The sequence below is a fragment of the Myxococcales bacterium genome, from assembly GCA_012517325.1.
Classification (GTDB): domain Bacteria; phylum Lernaellota; class Lernaellaia; order Lernaellales; family Lernaellaceae; genus JAAYVF01.
Genome location: JAAYVF010000092.1, coordinates 14,826 through 30,584, shown reverse-complemented (window position 1 = coordinate 30,584; position 15,759 = coordinate 14,826). Strand labels below are relative to the sequence as shown.

12 protein-coding genes are annotated in these 15,759 nt (G+C 59.1%); 11 read left to right on the top strand and 1 reads right to left on the bottom strand.

What is annotated here, in order from left to right:
- The first annotated feature begins 5 nt into the window (after positions 1–5).
- The 11 genes from GX444_16330 (at position 6) to GX444_16280 (ending at position 14,306) form a co-directional block, all read left to right on the top strand.
- Positions 6–2,549 (top strand): hypothetical protein, encoded by a 2,544-nt coding sequence (locus GX444_16330; GenBank protein NLH50147.1) that lies wholly within the window; start codon positions 6–8, stop codon positions 2,547–2,549.
- Positions 2,550–2,558: 9 nt separating this feature from the next.
- Positions 2,559–6,269, top strand: coding sequence for a hypothetical protein (locus GX444_16325; GenBank protein NLH50146.1), 3,711 nt, complete (start codon positions 2,559–2,561; stop codon positions 6,267–6,269).
- A 342-nt stretch (positions 6,270–6,611) separates the two neighbouring features.
- The gene (pilM, locus tag GX444_16320; GenBank protein ID NLH50145.1) at positions 6,612–7,664 is read left to right on the top strand and encodes a type IV pilus assembly protein PilM; all 1,053 of its coding nucleotides are present in this window, start codon (positions 6,612–6,614) and stop codon (positions 7,662–7,664) included.
- Positions 7,661–8,254: a PilN domain-containing protein gene (locus tag GX444_16315; protein NLH50144.1), complete on the top strand. Its 594-nt coding sequence runs from the start codon at positions 7,661–7,663 to the stop codon at positions 8,252–8,254. Before pilM ends, GX444_16315 begins: the two co-directional genes overlap by 4 nt.
- Before the next feature lie 58 nt (positions 8,255–8,312).
- The gene (pilO, locus tag GX444_16310) at positions 8,313–8,966 is read left to right on the top strand and encodes a type 4a pilus biogenesis protein PilO (GenBank protein ID NLH50143.1); all 654 of its coding nucleotides are present in this window, start codon (positions 8,313–8,315) and stop codon (positions 8,964–8,966) included.
- Between the two features lie 58 nt (positions 8,967–9,024).
- Positions 9,025–9,570: a pilus assembly protein PilP gene (locus tag GX444_16305; GenBank protein NLH50142.1), complete on the top strand. Its 546-nt coding sequence runs from the start codon at positions 9,025–9,027 to the stop codon at positions 9,568–9,570.
- 111 nt (positions 9,571–9,681) lie between these two features.
- Entirely contained in the window at positions 9,682–11,085 is a 1,404-nt protein-coding gene (gene pilQ / locus GX444_16300) for a type IV pilus secretin PilQ (GenBank protein NLH50141.1), read from the top strand.
- A gap of 60 nt (positions 11,086–11,145) precedes the next feature.
- The gene (locus tag GX444_16295; protein NLH50140.1) at positions 11,146–11,976 is read left to right on the top strand and encodes a hypothetical protein; all 831 of its coding nucleotides are present in this window, start codon (positions 11,146–11,148) and stop codon (positions 11,974–11,976) included.
- An 85-nt stretch (positions 11,977–12,061) separates the two neighbouring features.
- A complete protein-coding gene (locus GX444_16290) occupies positions 12,062–13,108 on the top strand; it encodes a PQQ-binding-like beta-propeller repeat protein (GenBank protein ID NLH50139.1) in 1,047 nt (348 codons plus the stop codon).
- On the top strand, positions 13,105–13,773 hold the full coding sequence (locus GX444_16285) for a hypothetical protein (protein NLH50138.1): 669 nt from the start codon (positions 13,105–13,107) through the stop codon (positions 13,771–13,773). Before GX444_16290 ends, GX444_16285 begins: the two co-directional genes overlap by 4 nt.
- Entirely contained in the window at positions 13,770–14,306 is a 537-nt protein-coding gene (locus GX444_16280; GenBank protein NLH50137.1) for a hypothetical protein, read from the top strand. The genes GX444_16285 and GX444_16280 overlap by 4 nt, the downstream gene beginning before the upstream one ends.
- On the opposite strand, the gene GX444_16275 is transcribed toward GX444_16280, so the two are convergent.
- Positions 14,281–15,750, bottom strand: coding sequence for a radical SAM protein (locus tag GX444_16275; GenBank protein NLH50136.1), 1,470 nt, complete (start codon positions 15,748–15,750; stop codon positions 14,281–14,283). The genes GX444_16280 and GX444_16275 overlap by 26 nt on opposite strands.
- Positions 15,751–15,759: the final 9 nt, after the last annotated feature.

The window sequence follows — 15,759 nt, the reverse complement described above, 5'->3', positions numbered from 1 at the left end:
TGATCATGGTCAACTACCGTAAAGCCGGAGCGAACAAGGGTTACGCGGTCGTCGCGGCGATGATGATTCTGCTCATGGTGACGGGTCTGGGCGTCTTGTCGATGTTCAGCAGCGTCAGCGAGCAGTACCTGACCACCAACCTGGCGGAAGACCAATACCTGTTTGCGATCGCCGAACAAAGTATGGACCGCATCCTGTTGCACCTGCATTATCTGGACGGCGGTTTGTTCACGGTCGCGAGTTCCAGCACCTACGGCCTGGGGTACGATCCGACTCCGCCAACCGCCGTCTATACCAACCCCAACGCCGCCAACACGCTTTCTCCCAAACAAATTCTCAGCAGCGCCTCGGCCCTGATCATGGGCACGAGCAACGACTACATCGCCTCCAACTCCCAGTACAAAGTCGATGCCTATATCGATCCGCTGGATTTCGAGGGCTGGTGGGATCGCGGTGTGTCCCGGCCGATCGCCATTACCGCCCGCGTCACCGCCTACAATCCGGGCACCGGCGGCAGCGCCTTGTTTTCCAAAGTGTTCCGCATCCGGGCCAAACCGCGGTCGGTCTGGGATTTTGCCTACTACGCCATGAACAACGAACCGTCCGCGCGTAAAACGGCTCGCTGGGGCGAATCCTGTTCGGGCGACAGCACGACCTGGTGGAATTGCCAGACGGTGTTGATGGACGGCACCGGCATCGCGGATCCGGTCGACAGCACCCTGGCCAGGGATCGTTTCGAAGGCGACGTCTATGTCAGCAACGTCGCCTATTCCGGCGCGACCGGCTATGTCACGGACCTCACCAATCCCGGCCGGTTGTTCATGCGGGGCTTGCCCGATTTCCGCGGCCAGGTTCGTTGGCGGGCGCCCAATTATTACGAAACCGCCAAAAACCAGACCCTGGGCGGCATCAGCATCAATTCGGCCACCAACAAATGGCCCGACGCCGACCGCAGCATGCGGCCGAACGCCAAATCGGTTTTGATGCCGCCGATCGGCATCCTCGCCGACAATTCCAGCGGCGGTTACCACAACACCTCGCCGCAAGTCTACGATTGGATTCTGCCCGACCCGACGCCGAGCGGCAGTTCCTACAAATGGGCGTATCGCATCATCTTCCGCAACGACATCAATTCAGACGGGTCGTCGACCGATCCGTACGTGGTGCCTTCTTCCAGTACCGACATGACGGGCATGTACCGGGTCGCCTCTGCGATTACCCCTTCGATCAACCCTGGAACCGGTCCGAACATGAACGCCTTCGCCAACGACGATCCGGGCACGATGATGCTTTATAAGGTGCCCCTGCGCTACAACGGCACTCCGGGCTCCCAGGCGATCGCCGATACCGAGGAAGGTTACATGCGCGCCGCTTTTTATGGCGACACCATGAAAAAGCGGCACCTGGCCATGATGAATCAGGGCGCTCAGATGTGGTACAGCAGCAACGCCAGCTTTTCTTTCACCCCCAATCGCCGCTGTTCCAAGACTTTCGAACCGGACGATGCCTATGCGATACCGCGCGGGGACATCGATAATACTCTTTCTACCACCAATGGCTTGCCGGGTACCGGCACCTACGAATTCATTTACGTGCCGAGCCGCGGCATGGCGGTATCCGGCATGACCGGCGCGAGCTGCACCGGCAGCGGCACTTACAGCGGTATTATTTATGTGGAAGGCGACGTGATCGTTTCGGGCATCCTCGACGGCCAGTTGACGATCGTGGCCAGCGGCAACATTTATATCGACCACGAAATCGAATACGAAAACAATCCGACCCGCGTTCATGCCGGCGCCTTATTGGATCCGAAACAAGCCGATATTTTGGGTTTGTATGCCGGCGGCAACATCATCATCCCCAACAGCTACCCGGAAATGCGGACCGGAATGAATGCGGCGATCATGCGCAATCATCCCTGGCGGGATGATTGGTCCGACCCGACTTACAATCCGTCGGCGACCGGCGCCACCGCTTTCCCGCCCACCGGTCGCACCGACTATGTCCCGGTCTACGACGACATCGGCGACGAGGATATCCACGCGGTGATGATGTCCTACGGCCAGACGTGCACGGCGTCCGGCGGTTCCATTTCCTGCTCCGTTGTCACCACTTCCGAGATTCAAAATTTTCAAACCGGTTTGTACGTCATGCCGCGCACCTACAATACCTATCGAACCCGATCGGCCACCAACGATTCGGCCTACACGTCCGGCGGCAGTTTCGATAATGCCCTGAACGGCGGCAACAGCTCCGGGCGGTTGACGATCGTCGGCGCGGTGATCCAGAACATCCCCGGTCGCCTGGCTTACGACTATCAATTCGGTTCGGGCGTTTCCGGATGCAGTCAGGGAACCGGCGCGGCCTGCAACCGGATCGGGTTCTCGGGCGTCAACTACGTTCGCGATCCGCGATTGGATTACATGCTGCCGCCGATGCCGCGGCTGATCACCACCTACGGCCGGGTGCCTTACGGTTACGCGGCCTGGGATATCCTGTCCTGGGAAGAATTAAGCAACTCGACCGATATCTCGGCGAGTGTTTGGTAGGGAGAGACGATGCGAGCCAAGCAAACGCGATTCGCGAAACGGACCTCCGCCGGGCAGGGCGGCTTTTCCCTCATCGAATTGATGCTGGCGCTGCTGCTGACCGCGGTGTTGGTTTTGGCGATTTTCACGGTTTTCAACGCCTACGATAAAGCCGTTATGCAACAGGAAGACCTGGTCGAAATCCAGCAGATGGGTCGTAGCGCCCTGGCCAAGATGCAAAGCGATATCATGATGATGGGCCGCAACGTGGAAACCGATTGGGGACAGGAAGCCATTATCTATGCGGCGCCCTGGGAATTTGTGTTCAATGCCGATACCGATAGCGGCTTGAGTCATCCCACCACCACCGTCGCCTTCGGCGGTCCCGATACGCCGTATACTCCCATGACGGCGCCGGGTTCCGGCGGCGCGGCCGATTGGCCGAACCTCTCCGAAACGATCCGTTATTACCTGCATGACGCGCAAACCTCGCCGTTGAGCGACGAGCGCGATTTCAGTTGGTCCACGCTCGACCGGGTATTGCGGCGTCAGTCCTACCATGCCGCCGATGCCACCGGCACCACCGTGACCGACGATATCATCGCTTTCGGGGTACGGTATGACAGCGGCAGTTCGGGTTATTACAACATCGCCAATTCCGATCCTCCCTTACGACACCTGGTGCCGCTGTTCACCTATTGGGGCGATTTCGATTTCAATCCCAGCACTCCCGATACTTTGTGGGGCGATTCCAATGCTGATGGTCATCTGAGCGACGCGGAAATCGCCGCTTTGCTGGGTGGCTCCTATTCCTTTTCCTACACCAAACCTGACGGCACCACCCAAACCGTGACCGCTTCCAATGGCGGAGCCATTTATCTGGTGGGGACGAGCACCAATAGAGAAACCACACTGGACATCAACCGCAACGGCCGGATCGATCGCAATATTCTGGATTCGGTGATTCACCGGGTCGAATTGAACATCACCACCATGGCCAGCAAGCCCGATCCTTCGTATCACCACAAACGCGAATACAACTTCCATTACCGGGAAGCCTGGGTCCGCACCGCGGTGGAGCCGCGCAATCTAAATTTTAAGAATAAATCCGATTGCGGCGGCCCGCCGACCGCACCGACCTTGAATACGGCGGCGGTGGATCAGTGCGGTGCCCAGATCAAATTGGCCTGGTCCGCCAGTTCCGACGACGGCGCCGGATCCAACGACGTGCAATGGTACGAAGTCATGCGCTACTCTTCGAACCCGAGTGGCGGCTCGGCGGTCGGTAAATTCCTGGGCCTGATTCCGGCGACGGGAAGCTCGGCCTACGCCTATACCGACTTCGATATGGCGACGAAATCTACCGAATTATCGACTTTTTATTACCAGATCGTCGCGGTGGATTGCGGTGACGGCCGCACGGCTTCCGGTACGCTGTCCGCCACGCAGACCCAGACCGCGGTATTGGCGCCGCTCGATGGCAGCCTCTACGCCTTCGATTCGCCCTGTTACACCAATTCCTCGATGGGCAGCATCACCCTCGTTTGGTATAAACCGGCCACCGAACCGGCCAACGGCGAATATTGGATCTATCGCGCTGATCTGGGAGCTGACAACGGTACGATGGTGAACGCGCGCACTTTCCCGATCGCCCAGGTGCCGATCAGCAGCTTCCCAACCAGCTCGGTGCCCACTACCAGCACGTTGTTCAACGCCCTGGCGACCGCCGCGGAAACCGATCCCAACCCGACATTGTTTACCTGGAACGGTTATTACGTCTATCGGGACGAGTACGGTAATGTCGGCCGGGTGGGCGGCGTGCAACCGCCGCGGCAAGGCAACCAATGGTCGGGTTCCGAACGAAATTATTACTATTATGAAGTCGCCACCTACAACCCAAGCACCAAGTGCTTATCCACGCCGACTACCCAAAAGGCCGGAAATCCTTATTACCCGTTGATCGAATCGCAGAGTTTCGATCCGGCCTCCACGGGTTTGGGCGGCAGTGTTTCCCGCGCCAGGTTCTCGCCGCCGACGATCACGGCGGTCTCCGATATCACCCAACTGGATTGGATTCCTGGGGTAGCAACCAATGCGGGCCTGGGCGTCACCTTCAACGCCAGTCTCGATCAATTTTGCCCGACCGCGGCGAATCGGCCGAACTATTACTACATTTATCGCAGAAAGGCCTCTGCCTGGCCCAGCAATGTGCTTGATACCGCGAACAACGATGGCGTTTTTGTTGATGCGGGTTTGCTTCTGGTTTTCGCGGGCGTTCCCATTACGAGCAGTGGCACTGGGAGTCCACGGACTTATACCTTCAGCGATACCGCGACGCTTTACGATCAGAACACATCGGGTGACAACACCCATTTGGGCGCTACAATGACCGCGAATGGTCAGCCTTCCGGTTTTCCGACAAGCGCCGGGTATTACCCGATCATTTATCCCACCTTAGGCAACCAGACCGAAGACCTTTATTCTTATATCGTCGCGGCGGTTAACGCCAATATCTCCACGGGTGCACCGGCGAGCCCCTGGGTTTTCGGCCATAGCTTGCCGAGCTCAGGCGGCTTTACCTGCAACGACTCTTGCGTCGCGCTTCCCAATGCGGCCTCCATCTTCTCGTTCCAGGCATCCTATTACGGCGATGCCTACTCCGCCTACACGCCGGCCAACGACAGCATCTACGTCAGTTGGTATTGGGATGTCAAACCGCCGGATAGCTCGTCGGTGACGCTGGATTATTGTACGGCCCCCTCTTCCAACAATTGCGTTTGGTACACGGCGACTACCTTGTCGCCGGGCACGTGGGCGACCGGAACCCGCTACTATATGGAGCATCCGCGTTCGCTACAGACCTCCGGCCAGTTCTATCGCTACAGCCTGAATCTGACCTGCAGCAACGGTTGCTCCCACCGGGTCATGTTGGGCGCCGATATCATCGGTCTGGAGCCGGGCCCGGTGACGATTCGGAGCTCCTCTTCCGCGTACAACAAAACCAACACTCCAGGCAACATCATGAATGCCTGCTACTATGAAAATTACTTCGCCTGGAACGATAACCTGGCCAAACCGGCCCCGACGTCCGGCACCACCTATCCTCGGCCCTTGCTGAACCAGACGCAAAAAGACCGGCTGTGGTATCGCATCGCGCGCTACGAGAAATGGAATGGTGAATCCGGGGGGTTGACGATCTATTGTTCCGGCTATCCTCAGTGGCCGACCAAAGAATGGCTGGTGCGAGCCGATACCACCTCGCCGGGCGTGTATTACGCGGACACCGACGTTTCCACCTACTGGAATTACTACACGGGTCCGGTCGTCGGGAAATTGGATCCGCGGTACTATCCGATTTATTGGACCGGCCTCGGCGCCTGGGCAACAAACACTCCCTGGTGGCTGACTTATGCGACGCGTACCAACCCGGCCATGTTGACCACCAATTACGATTACCTGACTCGCTTCCAGGTGCAGGATTGGGGCGATTACCTCGGCGGGCAATTCTGGGATTACGTGCCTCGTAAATTCCAGAGTATCGGCGGATCGGCTCGCCAGCGGTATTACTGCTACACCATTGAAACGCGCATCGATACCTCGGCGGCCGGCGGCACCCCGCCGCGGGATTGCTGGCTCAATGACACGACGAGAAATCCGAACGCGGCCTGCAGCGGTATGGAAATCACGCCGGCGGCGGAAATCAGGTTTGAAGGAATCATCCCGTCCGGTTGCGCGTATTAGCCGGAAGGTTGTTTCGGGCGGGAGGCGGCCGGCCTCAGTCCGAAAGCGGGACGATCAAGTTTGTTTGATAAATCGCGGGCCGGGCGGCGGCGGTCGTCCGGCCCGCATTAATTTCCCTAAAAATCACCCAATCGGCGGGGATTTCGGCGACATTTGGCGCCTTCCGCGAGGCCTATTCAGGCAACCCCTAAAGTTTTTCTTGCAAATCCTCTCAAAATCTATAAAATCACTCTTGATATCAAACGCGAAATGACACTTGACACATGGGGATGGTGTTTTGTATACGATGCATACAGGATATAAAGCCAGGAAGCGAAACACGTAATTCGTTGAGGCACGCACATGGTGTTTTCGAGGAAGAAGGACATTTTGGGCCTGGATATCGGCTCCAGTTCCATCAAAATCCTTGAACTGGCGGAGACGAAGAACGGCTATCAGTTGATTAACTTCGGGATCGAGCCGCTGCCGCACGAGACGATCGTGGATTCCACGATCATGAACGCGCCGGCCGTGGTGAATGCGATCCGCAAACTGATCGCCGACAACAACATCAAGGCTCCGCGCGACATCGCCACCAGCGTCAGCGGGCACTCGGTGATCATCCGCAAGATCACCTTGCCGCTGATGACCGAAGAGGAAATCGCCGGCAACATCCAATGGGAAGCCGAGCAATACATCCCCTTCGACATCAACGAAGTGAACATCGACTACCAACGGCTCGAAATGGAAGCGGCGGATCAGGAAAGCCAGGACGTGCTGTTGGTGGCGGTGAAAAAAGAGATGGTCAACGATTACGTGGCCGTGATCACCGAGGCCGGGATGAACCCGGTGGTGATGGACGTAGACGCGTTTTCCTGCCAGAACATGTACGAGATCAACTACGAGATGGAACGCGGCAAGGTCATCACCCTGGTGAACATCGGCGCCAGCGTCATCAACATCAATATCGTGCATAACGGCAACTCGGTCTTCACGCGCGATATTTCGATCGGCGGCCATCACTACACCGAAGAGTTGCAAAAACAGCTTTCGGTCAGCTTCGACGAAGCCGAGCAGATCAAAAAAGGCAAGCAAAGCTCGCCCCAAAACATCCAACCCATCCTGGATTCCATCAGCGGCAGCATCGCCCTGGAAATCCAGCGTTCGCTCGATTTCTTCACCGCGACCAGCAATTTCGGCCACATCACCAAAATCTACCTGTCGGGCGGCGCCGCGAAAACGGCCGGCCTGCAGCAGGCCATCGAACAGCAGGTCGGCATTCCGGTGGAGATGATCAACCCCTTCAACAATATCGAGATTCCCGCCAAGAGCTTCGACCTGGAGTACATCAAGGAAAATGCGCCGCTGTGCGGCGTGGTGGTCGGATTAGCCTTACGGAGGCCCGGCGATAAATGATCAGAATAAACCTACTCCCCGAGGTTAAGCGAAAAGCGCCGAAACGGGTCAAAGTAGCCCGGCAGATTCCGTTCACCTGGATCATTTCCGCCTTGATCGCGGTGATCCTCGCCGGAGCGGCGTCGCTATTCATCCATTTGCGCATGGTGGACGAACTGCACAAACGGCAACAGCAGATGGCGCAAATTCAAGAAGACATCAAGCAGTACAAAGTGCATCAGGGCCTCGTGGAACAAGCGCGCAAACAGCGCAACGCCCTGGCGCAAAAGCTGGAAATCATCAGCACGTTGAAGAAGCGGCAAACGGGGCCGGTGCGGTTGCTCGACGAATTGGCCGGGGCGATTCCCGCCAAGTTGTGGGTCACCGAAATGAATGAGACGACCTCCTCGATGTCGCTTTCCGGCTACTCGCTGGATCACAAGCAAATCGCCCTGTTCATGGAAAATCTGGAAAAGTCGCCGATCTTCTCCAACGTCGAGTTGGTTTCCTCGACCGCGGAGGCGCAAGCCGGCAAGACCAAGGGCGCCGCGAGCATGCCGGTGAAATCGTTCCAGTTGAATTGTCAGTTGAACGTCTTGAAAGAGATGTAGTCGCGCATAGACGGGAATGAGTCGTCAGCCTGACGGTTTTGAAAAATGAGGGTGCTCGATGAGTAATACGGTCAAGATCGTCATAATTCTGGCATTGGTCGTTCTGGTTTTTCTGGCGTATTTCATCTTCGGATTCCGCGTCAAGCAAAACGAGATCGATCAGGCCGACAAGCAGCTTGCCGAATTGACGGCGCAACTTAACCAGGTCAAAGCGGTGGCCCAGGTCTTGCAGCCCATCGAGCGGGAAATCGAGACCCTCAATCAGCAACTCGGTCAATCACTCGCACAGTTGCCCGAGAAAAAGCAGATTGAGGCGCTCTTGATCAGCTTGGATGACCTGGCCTCGGCTTCCGGCCTGGAAATCAACAAGGTCACTCCCAATGCGGAAGTGCCTCGCGATTTTTACGCCGAAATCCCGATCGAACTGGAAATCAAGGGCGGTTACCACAATATCGCCATCTTTTTCGATAAAATCAGTAAGCTGAAACGCGTGGTGAACATCAGCAATCTGAAGCTCTCGAGCCCCGTCGACAACAACGGCGAGATTCAGATCTCCGCGAATTGCATCGCCACCACGTTCCGTTTCCTGGCCCCCGGCGAAACCGCGGTGGCCGCTCCGGCGGCGCCACCGCCCCAGGCGGCGAAGCCGAAAACGCCGTCGCCGGGCGATGATATGTTAGAGAAGCAAGAAGCGAAGAAGAAGAAACTGTAACAGCGCGGTGGAGTAAAACACCATGCGTTTGCGCGGATTAAAATTCGGAGTTGTTTTGGTGCTCTTGGCGTTTGCCTTGACCGCATGCGGCCTGCTCGGTGGCGGCGGCGGCAAGAAAGGCGCCGAAGACGCCAAAAAAGCGGCGGAAGAGAAGCTGGCGCAGTTGAAAAACGCCACTCCCCAGCAATCACCGGCGGCGACCACGGAAATTAAAATGACCACCGCCCAGGAAGTGCTGGATGAAGTGGGTCTGGTTCACCAATACGATCCGATCAACAAGCCCGATCCCTTCCGTCCGTATCAACCGACCTCGGCGATCATGAGCGGCGCGTCGGACAACCCCTTGCTGAAGTATGAAGTGCGCTACTTCAAACTGGTGGGGGTTGTGCGCGATACCGAAAATCCGCTGGCGATCTTCGAAGATCCGAGCGGCAAGTCCTATACCGTGCACGTCGGCGACGTGATCGGTAAAAACGGCGGCATCATCCGCGCCATTTTCGACGATTCGGTCGTCGTTACCGAAACCCGGATCAGCTGGCGGACGGACGGCACGGAAACGATCGAGATGAAAATCCGACTTCGGTCGGACGAAAACGTGAAATAGATGGAATCAGAGACAACGATTCTTCTGAGGAGGCTCCATATGGCCACGACGCGAAGCGGAAGCATTGGGCGCGCAAACCGGTTGCCCGGTCTGTTTGCGGCGTCCCTCTTTATGCTCCTGGTCGCCCTTCCAGCCTTTGCGCAGCAAGGTGGGTTCATCAGCCCGGAAAACACCACCTTCACCGAAGAGCAATATTTCGGCAAAAAAATTACCTTGGATTTCCAAGACGCCGATATCAAGTCCGTTTTGCGCATTATCAGCGAAGTCAGCGGCCTGAATATCGTGGCGGGCGACGACGTGCAGGGCAAACTCACCATCAAGTTGCACAACGTCCCCTGGGACCAAGCGTTGGAAATCATCCTGCGGACGAAGAAACTGGCGATCGAGCGTGAGGGCAACATTCTGCGCGTGGCGCCGATTTCGACGTTGACCTCCGAACGGCAGGAAGAACTGGCGCGCCAACAGGTCGGTTTGCAGTTGGAGCCGCTGGTCATGTCGTTGGTGCCGGTGAGCTACGCCAGCGCCGATGATCTGTTGGTTCAGATTCGTTCGATTCTGTCCAACCGCGGCGTCGCCAACGTGGACAAGCGCACGAACATCATCGTCATCCAGGATATCGAAAAGAACATTAAAAAGGCCAAGCAACTGATCGCCAGCCTCGACAGCCAGACCCCCCAGGTCTACATCCAATCGCGTATCGTGGAAGCCAGCACCGACTTCACTCGCGAAATGGGTATCAAATGGGGCGGTCGGTACACCGCTGACGCGGCTCACGGCAATCCGACGGGCATGGCTTTCCCCAATTCCGTGCGCGTGACCGGTCCGGAAGTCTCCGGCCAGCAAACCAACGCCTCGTCGCAATCCGCCGTCGGCACTAGCGGCGCGGGCGGTTCGATCACCAGCATCAGCAACGCCAACTATCTGGTTAACCTGCCGGCCGCGATCGGCCTGGGCAGCGGCGGCGGCGTCGGCATCACCCTGGGCAGCGTCAACGATACGATCGCCCTGGACCTGCAGCTCTCCGCCTTGGAAAGCCGCGGCGAAGGCCGCGTGATCTCGCGTCCGGAAGTGACCACCCTGGACAACAAAGAAGCCAGCATCACCCAAGGCGTGAGCATCCCGTTCCAAATCCGGCAACAGGGCGAAACGGCGCTGTCGTTCATCGAAGCCAACTTGAACATGACCGTCACGCCGCACGTCACGGCTGACGAATCCATCATCATGAAGATCGAAATCGCCAAGAACGCTCCGAACACCTCCATTCCGACCTCGACCGGCGACCCGGCGATCGACAAAAAAGAAGCGGTTACCGAAGTCCTGGTTCGCAACGGCGAAACCTCGGTGATCGGCGGCATTTTCTCGGAAGAGGAATCGCGCACCGAATTGGCGGTGCCATGGCTGGCCCGGATCCCCGTGCTGGGCATTTTCTTCCGGGATCGGGAGCAGATTAAAAAGCGTAGCGAGCTGTTGATCTTTATCACCCCGCGCATCGTGCGCGATCGCCCGGCGGTGTGATCGGGCCAACGGAACCCGGTGTCAAGGATCCGCGCAAGCGGAGCTAATGAGGAGGCATTGATGAAACGGTTGTTGGTTGTCACAGTTGGCGTTTTGCTCGCGTCAATTGGCGCCTATATTTTCGGCTGTGGCGAAACCGATCCGGCGATGGCGCCGGCCGGGTCAACGATCACTTTGGTCGGCTACGATGCCGAAGAGACGGTCACGTTTGCCTGCGACGATACCTGGAATGTGCCGAACTCCTGCTACAATTCCTTCCGTGAGGCTTGCATCGACAACTGCGCGCTCTCGCTTCAAGATGGAGAAGGCAGCGAGATCGCTCTTTCTACTTACCAGTCCTGCGTGGAAACCACGGGGGTCGGTTCCGAGGGCGATTGCTCCGCCTATGTCTGCGACACGCTCAGCTATTGGCTGACCTATTGTGAAATCCGGAAAAACAAGCTTCAGGCGCAGAATACCCTCCGGGCTAAGGAAGGCAGTTGCGGCTATCAATACTGGCTGGTCAGCGCCTTGGTCCAGGCGGCCACTTCCACTTCGACTTCCTCGGCGGCGACGGGTGGCTCTTCGTCGGCCTCCAGCGGTTCCGTGCCGATGAACGACATCGAGGTCCGTTGGGTTACCACCGGCGGCGATTTGTACAAACCGGAAGACGTGCCCGGCGCGGTCGCCCCGTTGGCCAATCCCTATTACGACCGGACCGACGATCGCGGCATCAGCGAAGTGAAATATCGCATCCCGAACCCGAATGTCTGCGGCGCCGAGATGACTTACCAACTGTCCGCCGATGTCGGCACCGCGGTTGCGGGCGTCAAGTTCACCGTCACCGCCGGTGAAAGCACCTCCACGGATGACGACACCGAGTCGGCCGACGACGACACCGCAACGAAGTAAGGTGTTTGGCATTCTCGACGGTGTCGTGCGCGGGACTTCGACCGCGATGAACAAATCAGTCAGCGATTCCGGAAGGCGCCCCTTGATGGGGCGCCTTCTTTTTATCGGCGCCGTGGCGTTGCTGGCCGGCGGAATGCTCCGTTTTGCCGCCACCGATTCCGCCGTCTGGTCGCGGGCGATGAAAACCGGCGGCATGAACGATTTGATCGGCGGTGACGGGCGGCTTTTTCTGGCCCGAATGCAGAGCAATCAAGTCTGGTCCATCACTGCTTCGCGCTCGCAGCCGATCACCGTTCCCCGGCCCCTTCGGTTGATCCCCGACGGACGGAACGATTTCTACGTACTGAGTCTGTTGCGCGGCGTCGTCACCTGGTTGCGGGCGGCTGATTTATCGACGCGTGAAATCGCCTTTTCTCCCAGTTGCTATGTGCAGGGAATGGCCGTGGAGCCGGACGGCGCCTGGATCGCCGGTTTCTTAAAAGGCCGGGTTGATGACGAGAAAAAGCGTCATTTTTACCTGCCTGAATACGGAACCTTCGAGTGGTTTATATTGCACGAAAAGCCACCTCTGCCGGCGCGTCTCGCGGTCGACGACAAAGTGCGGTTGTTTCGCAATGAAACCTGGCACGAGGAATCCGGCGGCGGTTGGTCGCTGCTTCCGGCCGGGGATTCGCTCATCCTGGTGAACGATCAGGCGGAAAGCGTCGCCAGCTTGCGGCGAGCCGACGGCGAGTTGCAATGGCGGTCCGTCACCGCCAAACGGCCGGTCGCCGCTTTGTTAGACGGCGATCTGGTAATCGTGGCCAGCGGGCAGGACGGCGTGATCGAGGGGTTTAGGCTGGCCGATGGCGCCAAAGCCTGGCAAACCGATGTCGGCCGCGGCCTGACCGATGTGGTGTTGTTTCAAGACCTCGTGGTGGCGGCCGATTGGGCCGGCGACCGCATCGTGGCGCTGGAGCCGGCCGGAGGAAAAATCGTCCGCGAAACCGGTCTGGGCGGCGCGCCGCGGGTTTTGTGGGCCGACCGGGATCGGCTCTGGATCGGTCTGGAGGCGGCGAACTGCCTGGTCGGTTGGGATGCGCAATGGCGGGAAACGAACCGCATTCGTTTGTCCGACGGGGAGGGGCGATGAATTGGTTGATGATCGTCATTCTGATCCTGCTCGCCTTGATCGCGGCCGCGGCCGCGATCGCGGCGCTGCGGGTGATGCTGATGCCGCGCGCCGTCGCTCGCAGTGAATTGTTACAGTACGTACGGCGGAGCGAAGGCGGATTCAGTAAGTTGTTGGCCGTGCCGCTTTTCGTTTGGGCCGCCTTGTTTCTGTTATTGCTGGTACTGCTGGTTTTCGTTGCCGGCGTGGCGTTGATGTACGTATTCGCCCTCTTGCACGGCGAGTGGTTTCAATTGCTCGACAGCCTCCCGAAGACGGCGGGCAACGTCGTGGTTCACCTGATTTATCCGCTGCAAATGCTGCTCTTGTCGCTGACGGCCTTTTTGCTGGCGGTCGGCGGCTTTCAAATCGTCTTCGGTCCGGTGAAACAGTTGGACCGGTTCGGCCTGGCGGTGCGCGATGTCGTGGATCTGGCTCGCAAACTGGCCGGATTGCTCGCCTTCGCCGTCGGCCTGGAAGCGATCAAACTGCTTTTCTACAGCCTGCTGGTGCAGCCGGAACAGTTGGATCGTTTTTTTGCGCGGGATACCTTGCCGAAGGCCGATCCCTTCGGCGCGGTTTTATTGGTGGCGGCGATCCTGGCGGCGATGGCCGCCTGGTGGCGCCGGGGCAAGGAGTCGCGTTGAAACTGGTGCGTTTGATCGGCGGCGCCGTTTTGGTGGCGGCCGGTATTTACCTGGCCGGCGAGGCGCTTTGGCTGACGATTTTCTTCGCCCGCAGCGCCGGCGATTACGGTCAGCACCATGAAGTGACCGTGCCGCTTTGCCGCTTCCTCGCCCTGGTCGCCGCTTCGATCGGTTGCGCCTTGTCGGGCTCGCGCCTGGGGCGGATCGGCGACGCGAAAGCGGAATGGGGGCCGCTGGTCGGTTTCGCCGCGACGGCCGTGGTCGCCTGGAGCGCTTCGCTGATTTTTCAAAACGAGATTTTTTACAGCCTGTTCGATCCGAAGGGCTTTCCCGTGCATCCGACCGAGGTGGTCATCTACCCCGCGGCGGGATGGCACGGGTTGCCCTCGCACCTGCTGTCCGCTCTGCTTTTAGCCGCCGCTTTCGGTTGGATCTGGTGGACGCTGCGTTTGCGGGCCCGCGCCGAAGCCGGGCGGGCGAAGGTCGAAACGCCCAAGCCGGCCGGCGTTAATGGCGTTGCCGGTAAAAATTGATCAGCGCGGTTTCGGGCATGCAGGATAAAAACATCCGGCGGGCGCGCCAGCGGATGATCCGACTGTAAAGCCGCGCCGCCCACTGAATCAGCGGCCGGCCGGTGAAGTATTCCGCCACCGTCTGCCGGTCGAGAAAATACGTCGCCACGCTGAGTTTTTCCAGCTTCCGGCTGAGCCGCCGATCGATCCACGGCAGATCGAGATTGTGAAAACTGACCGCGGCCCACTCGGCGAGATCGGCGGGCGGCCGGTAGCCGGCGGCGACCGCCTCGGCGAAAAGCGGCGTGCCCGGGTAGGGGGTATAGAGGTGCAGCGGCGTCAGGCGGGCCGTCGGATTGGCGTCGGTCAACTCCAGCATCAGGTCGATGGTGCGGCGCCGCGCGGCTTCGCTTTCTTCCGGGAACCCGGTCATGAAGGTGAATTTGGTCGGGATGCCGGCCCGGCCCAGGCGCCGATTGGCCTCGCGAATATCCGCTACCGTGATGTCCTTGCCCAGCCGCGCCAGCGTTTTGTCGTCGCCGCTTTCGGCGCCGACGGTCATTTCGCGAAAACCGTTGTTTCGCAAGTAGTCCAGAAACGGTTCGTCCCAATGCCGAGCAATGTAATCGGCGCGGCACTCGCCGCGGATCGTCACCGCCAGATTCCGGCTCTTCAGCCCGGCGGCGATCGCTTCGACCCGGCGGCGGTCGGCGTAAAAGTTGTCGTCCTTGATCAAGATGCCCTGCACGCCGAAGCGCCGCACTATTTGCGCGATGTGTTCGACCACCTGCTCGGCCGGTTGGGCGCGCCACCGGCGACCGTTGTACGGCAGGTTGTAGCAATAGCGGCAGCCGTTCGGGCAGCCGCGGCTGGTGGTGATGGCCAGGTCGCGCAGGCCGAGCGTTTGCGTGGTGAGGTAATCCTCGACGCGCAGCGCGCCGTAATCGGGGATCAACGCTTCGCTCAGATCGGCGAGGCGCGGGCGGTCGGGCGTCTGCACGAGCGTTTCGCCGTCGAACCAGGTCAGGCCGGCGACGTGGCGCGGCGCTTCGTTCGCGGCCAGGGCGGCGGCCAGTTCCGGCAGGGTGATTTCGCCTTCGCCGCGGACGACGAAATCGACCAGGGGATGGCGGGCGGTCTGTTCCGGCAGCAGCGAGGGGTGAATGCCGCCCCAGACGATTCGGGTCGCGGGCGCGGCCTGGCGCGCCACCGCGGCCGCTTTCAGTCCCCAGGCGATTTGCGTGCCGGTCATCGCGCTGATGCCCACCAGCAGGGCTTGTGGCGCCAGTTCCGCCAATCGGGCCGCCCAATCGGGTTGGATGCGCTGATCGATGATCACCGGCTGAAAACCGGCGCGGCTGAGCGGCCGAGCCAGGTACAGCACCGACAAAGGCAGCAAAGCGGTGACATTTTTAATGTCCCAACCCGTGCGCGTATAAACCAGCACGACTAGCGTTTTTTGCATCGAGCCAAT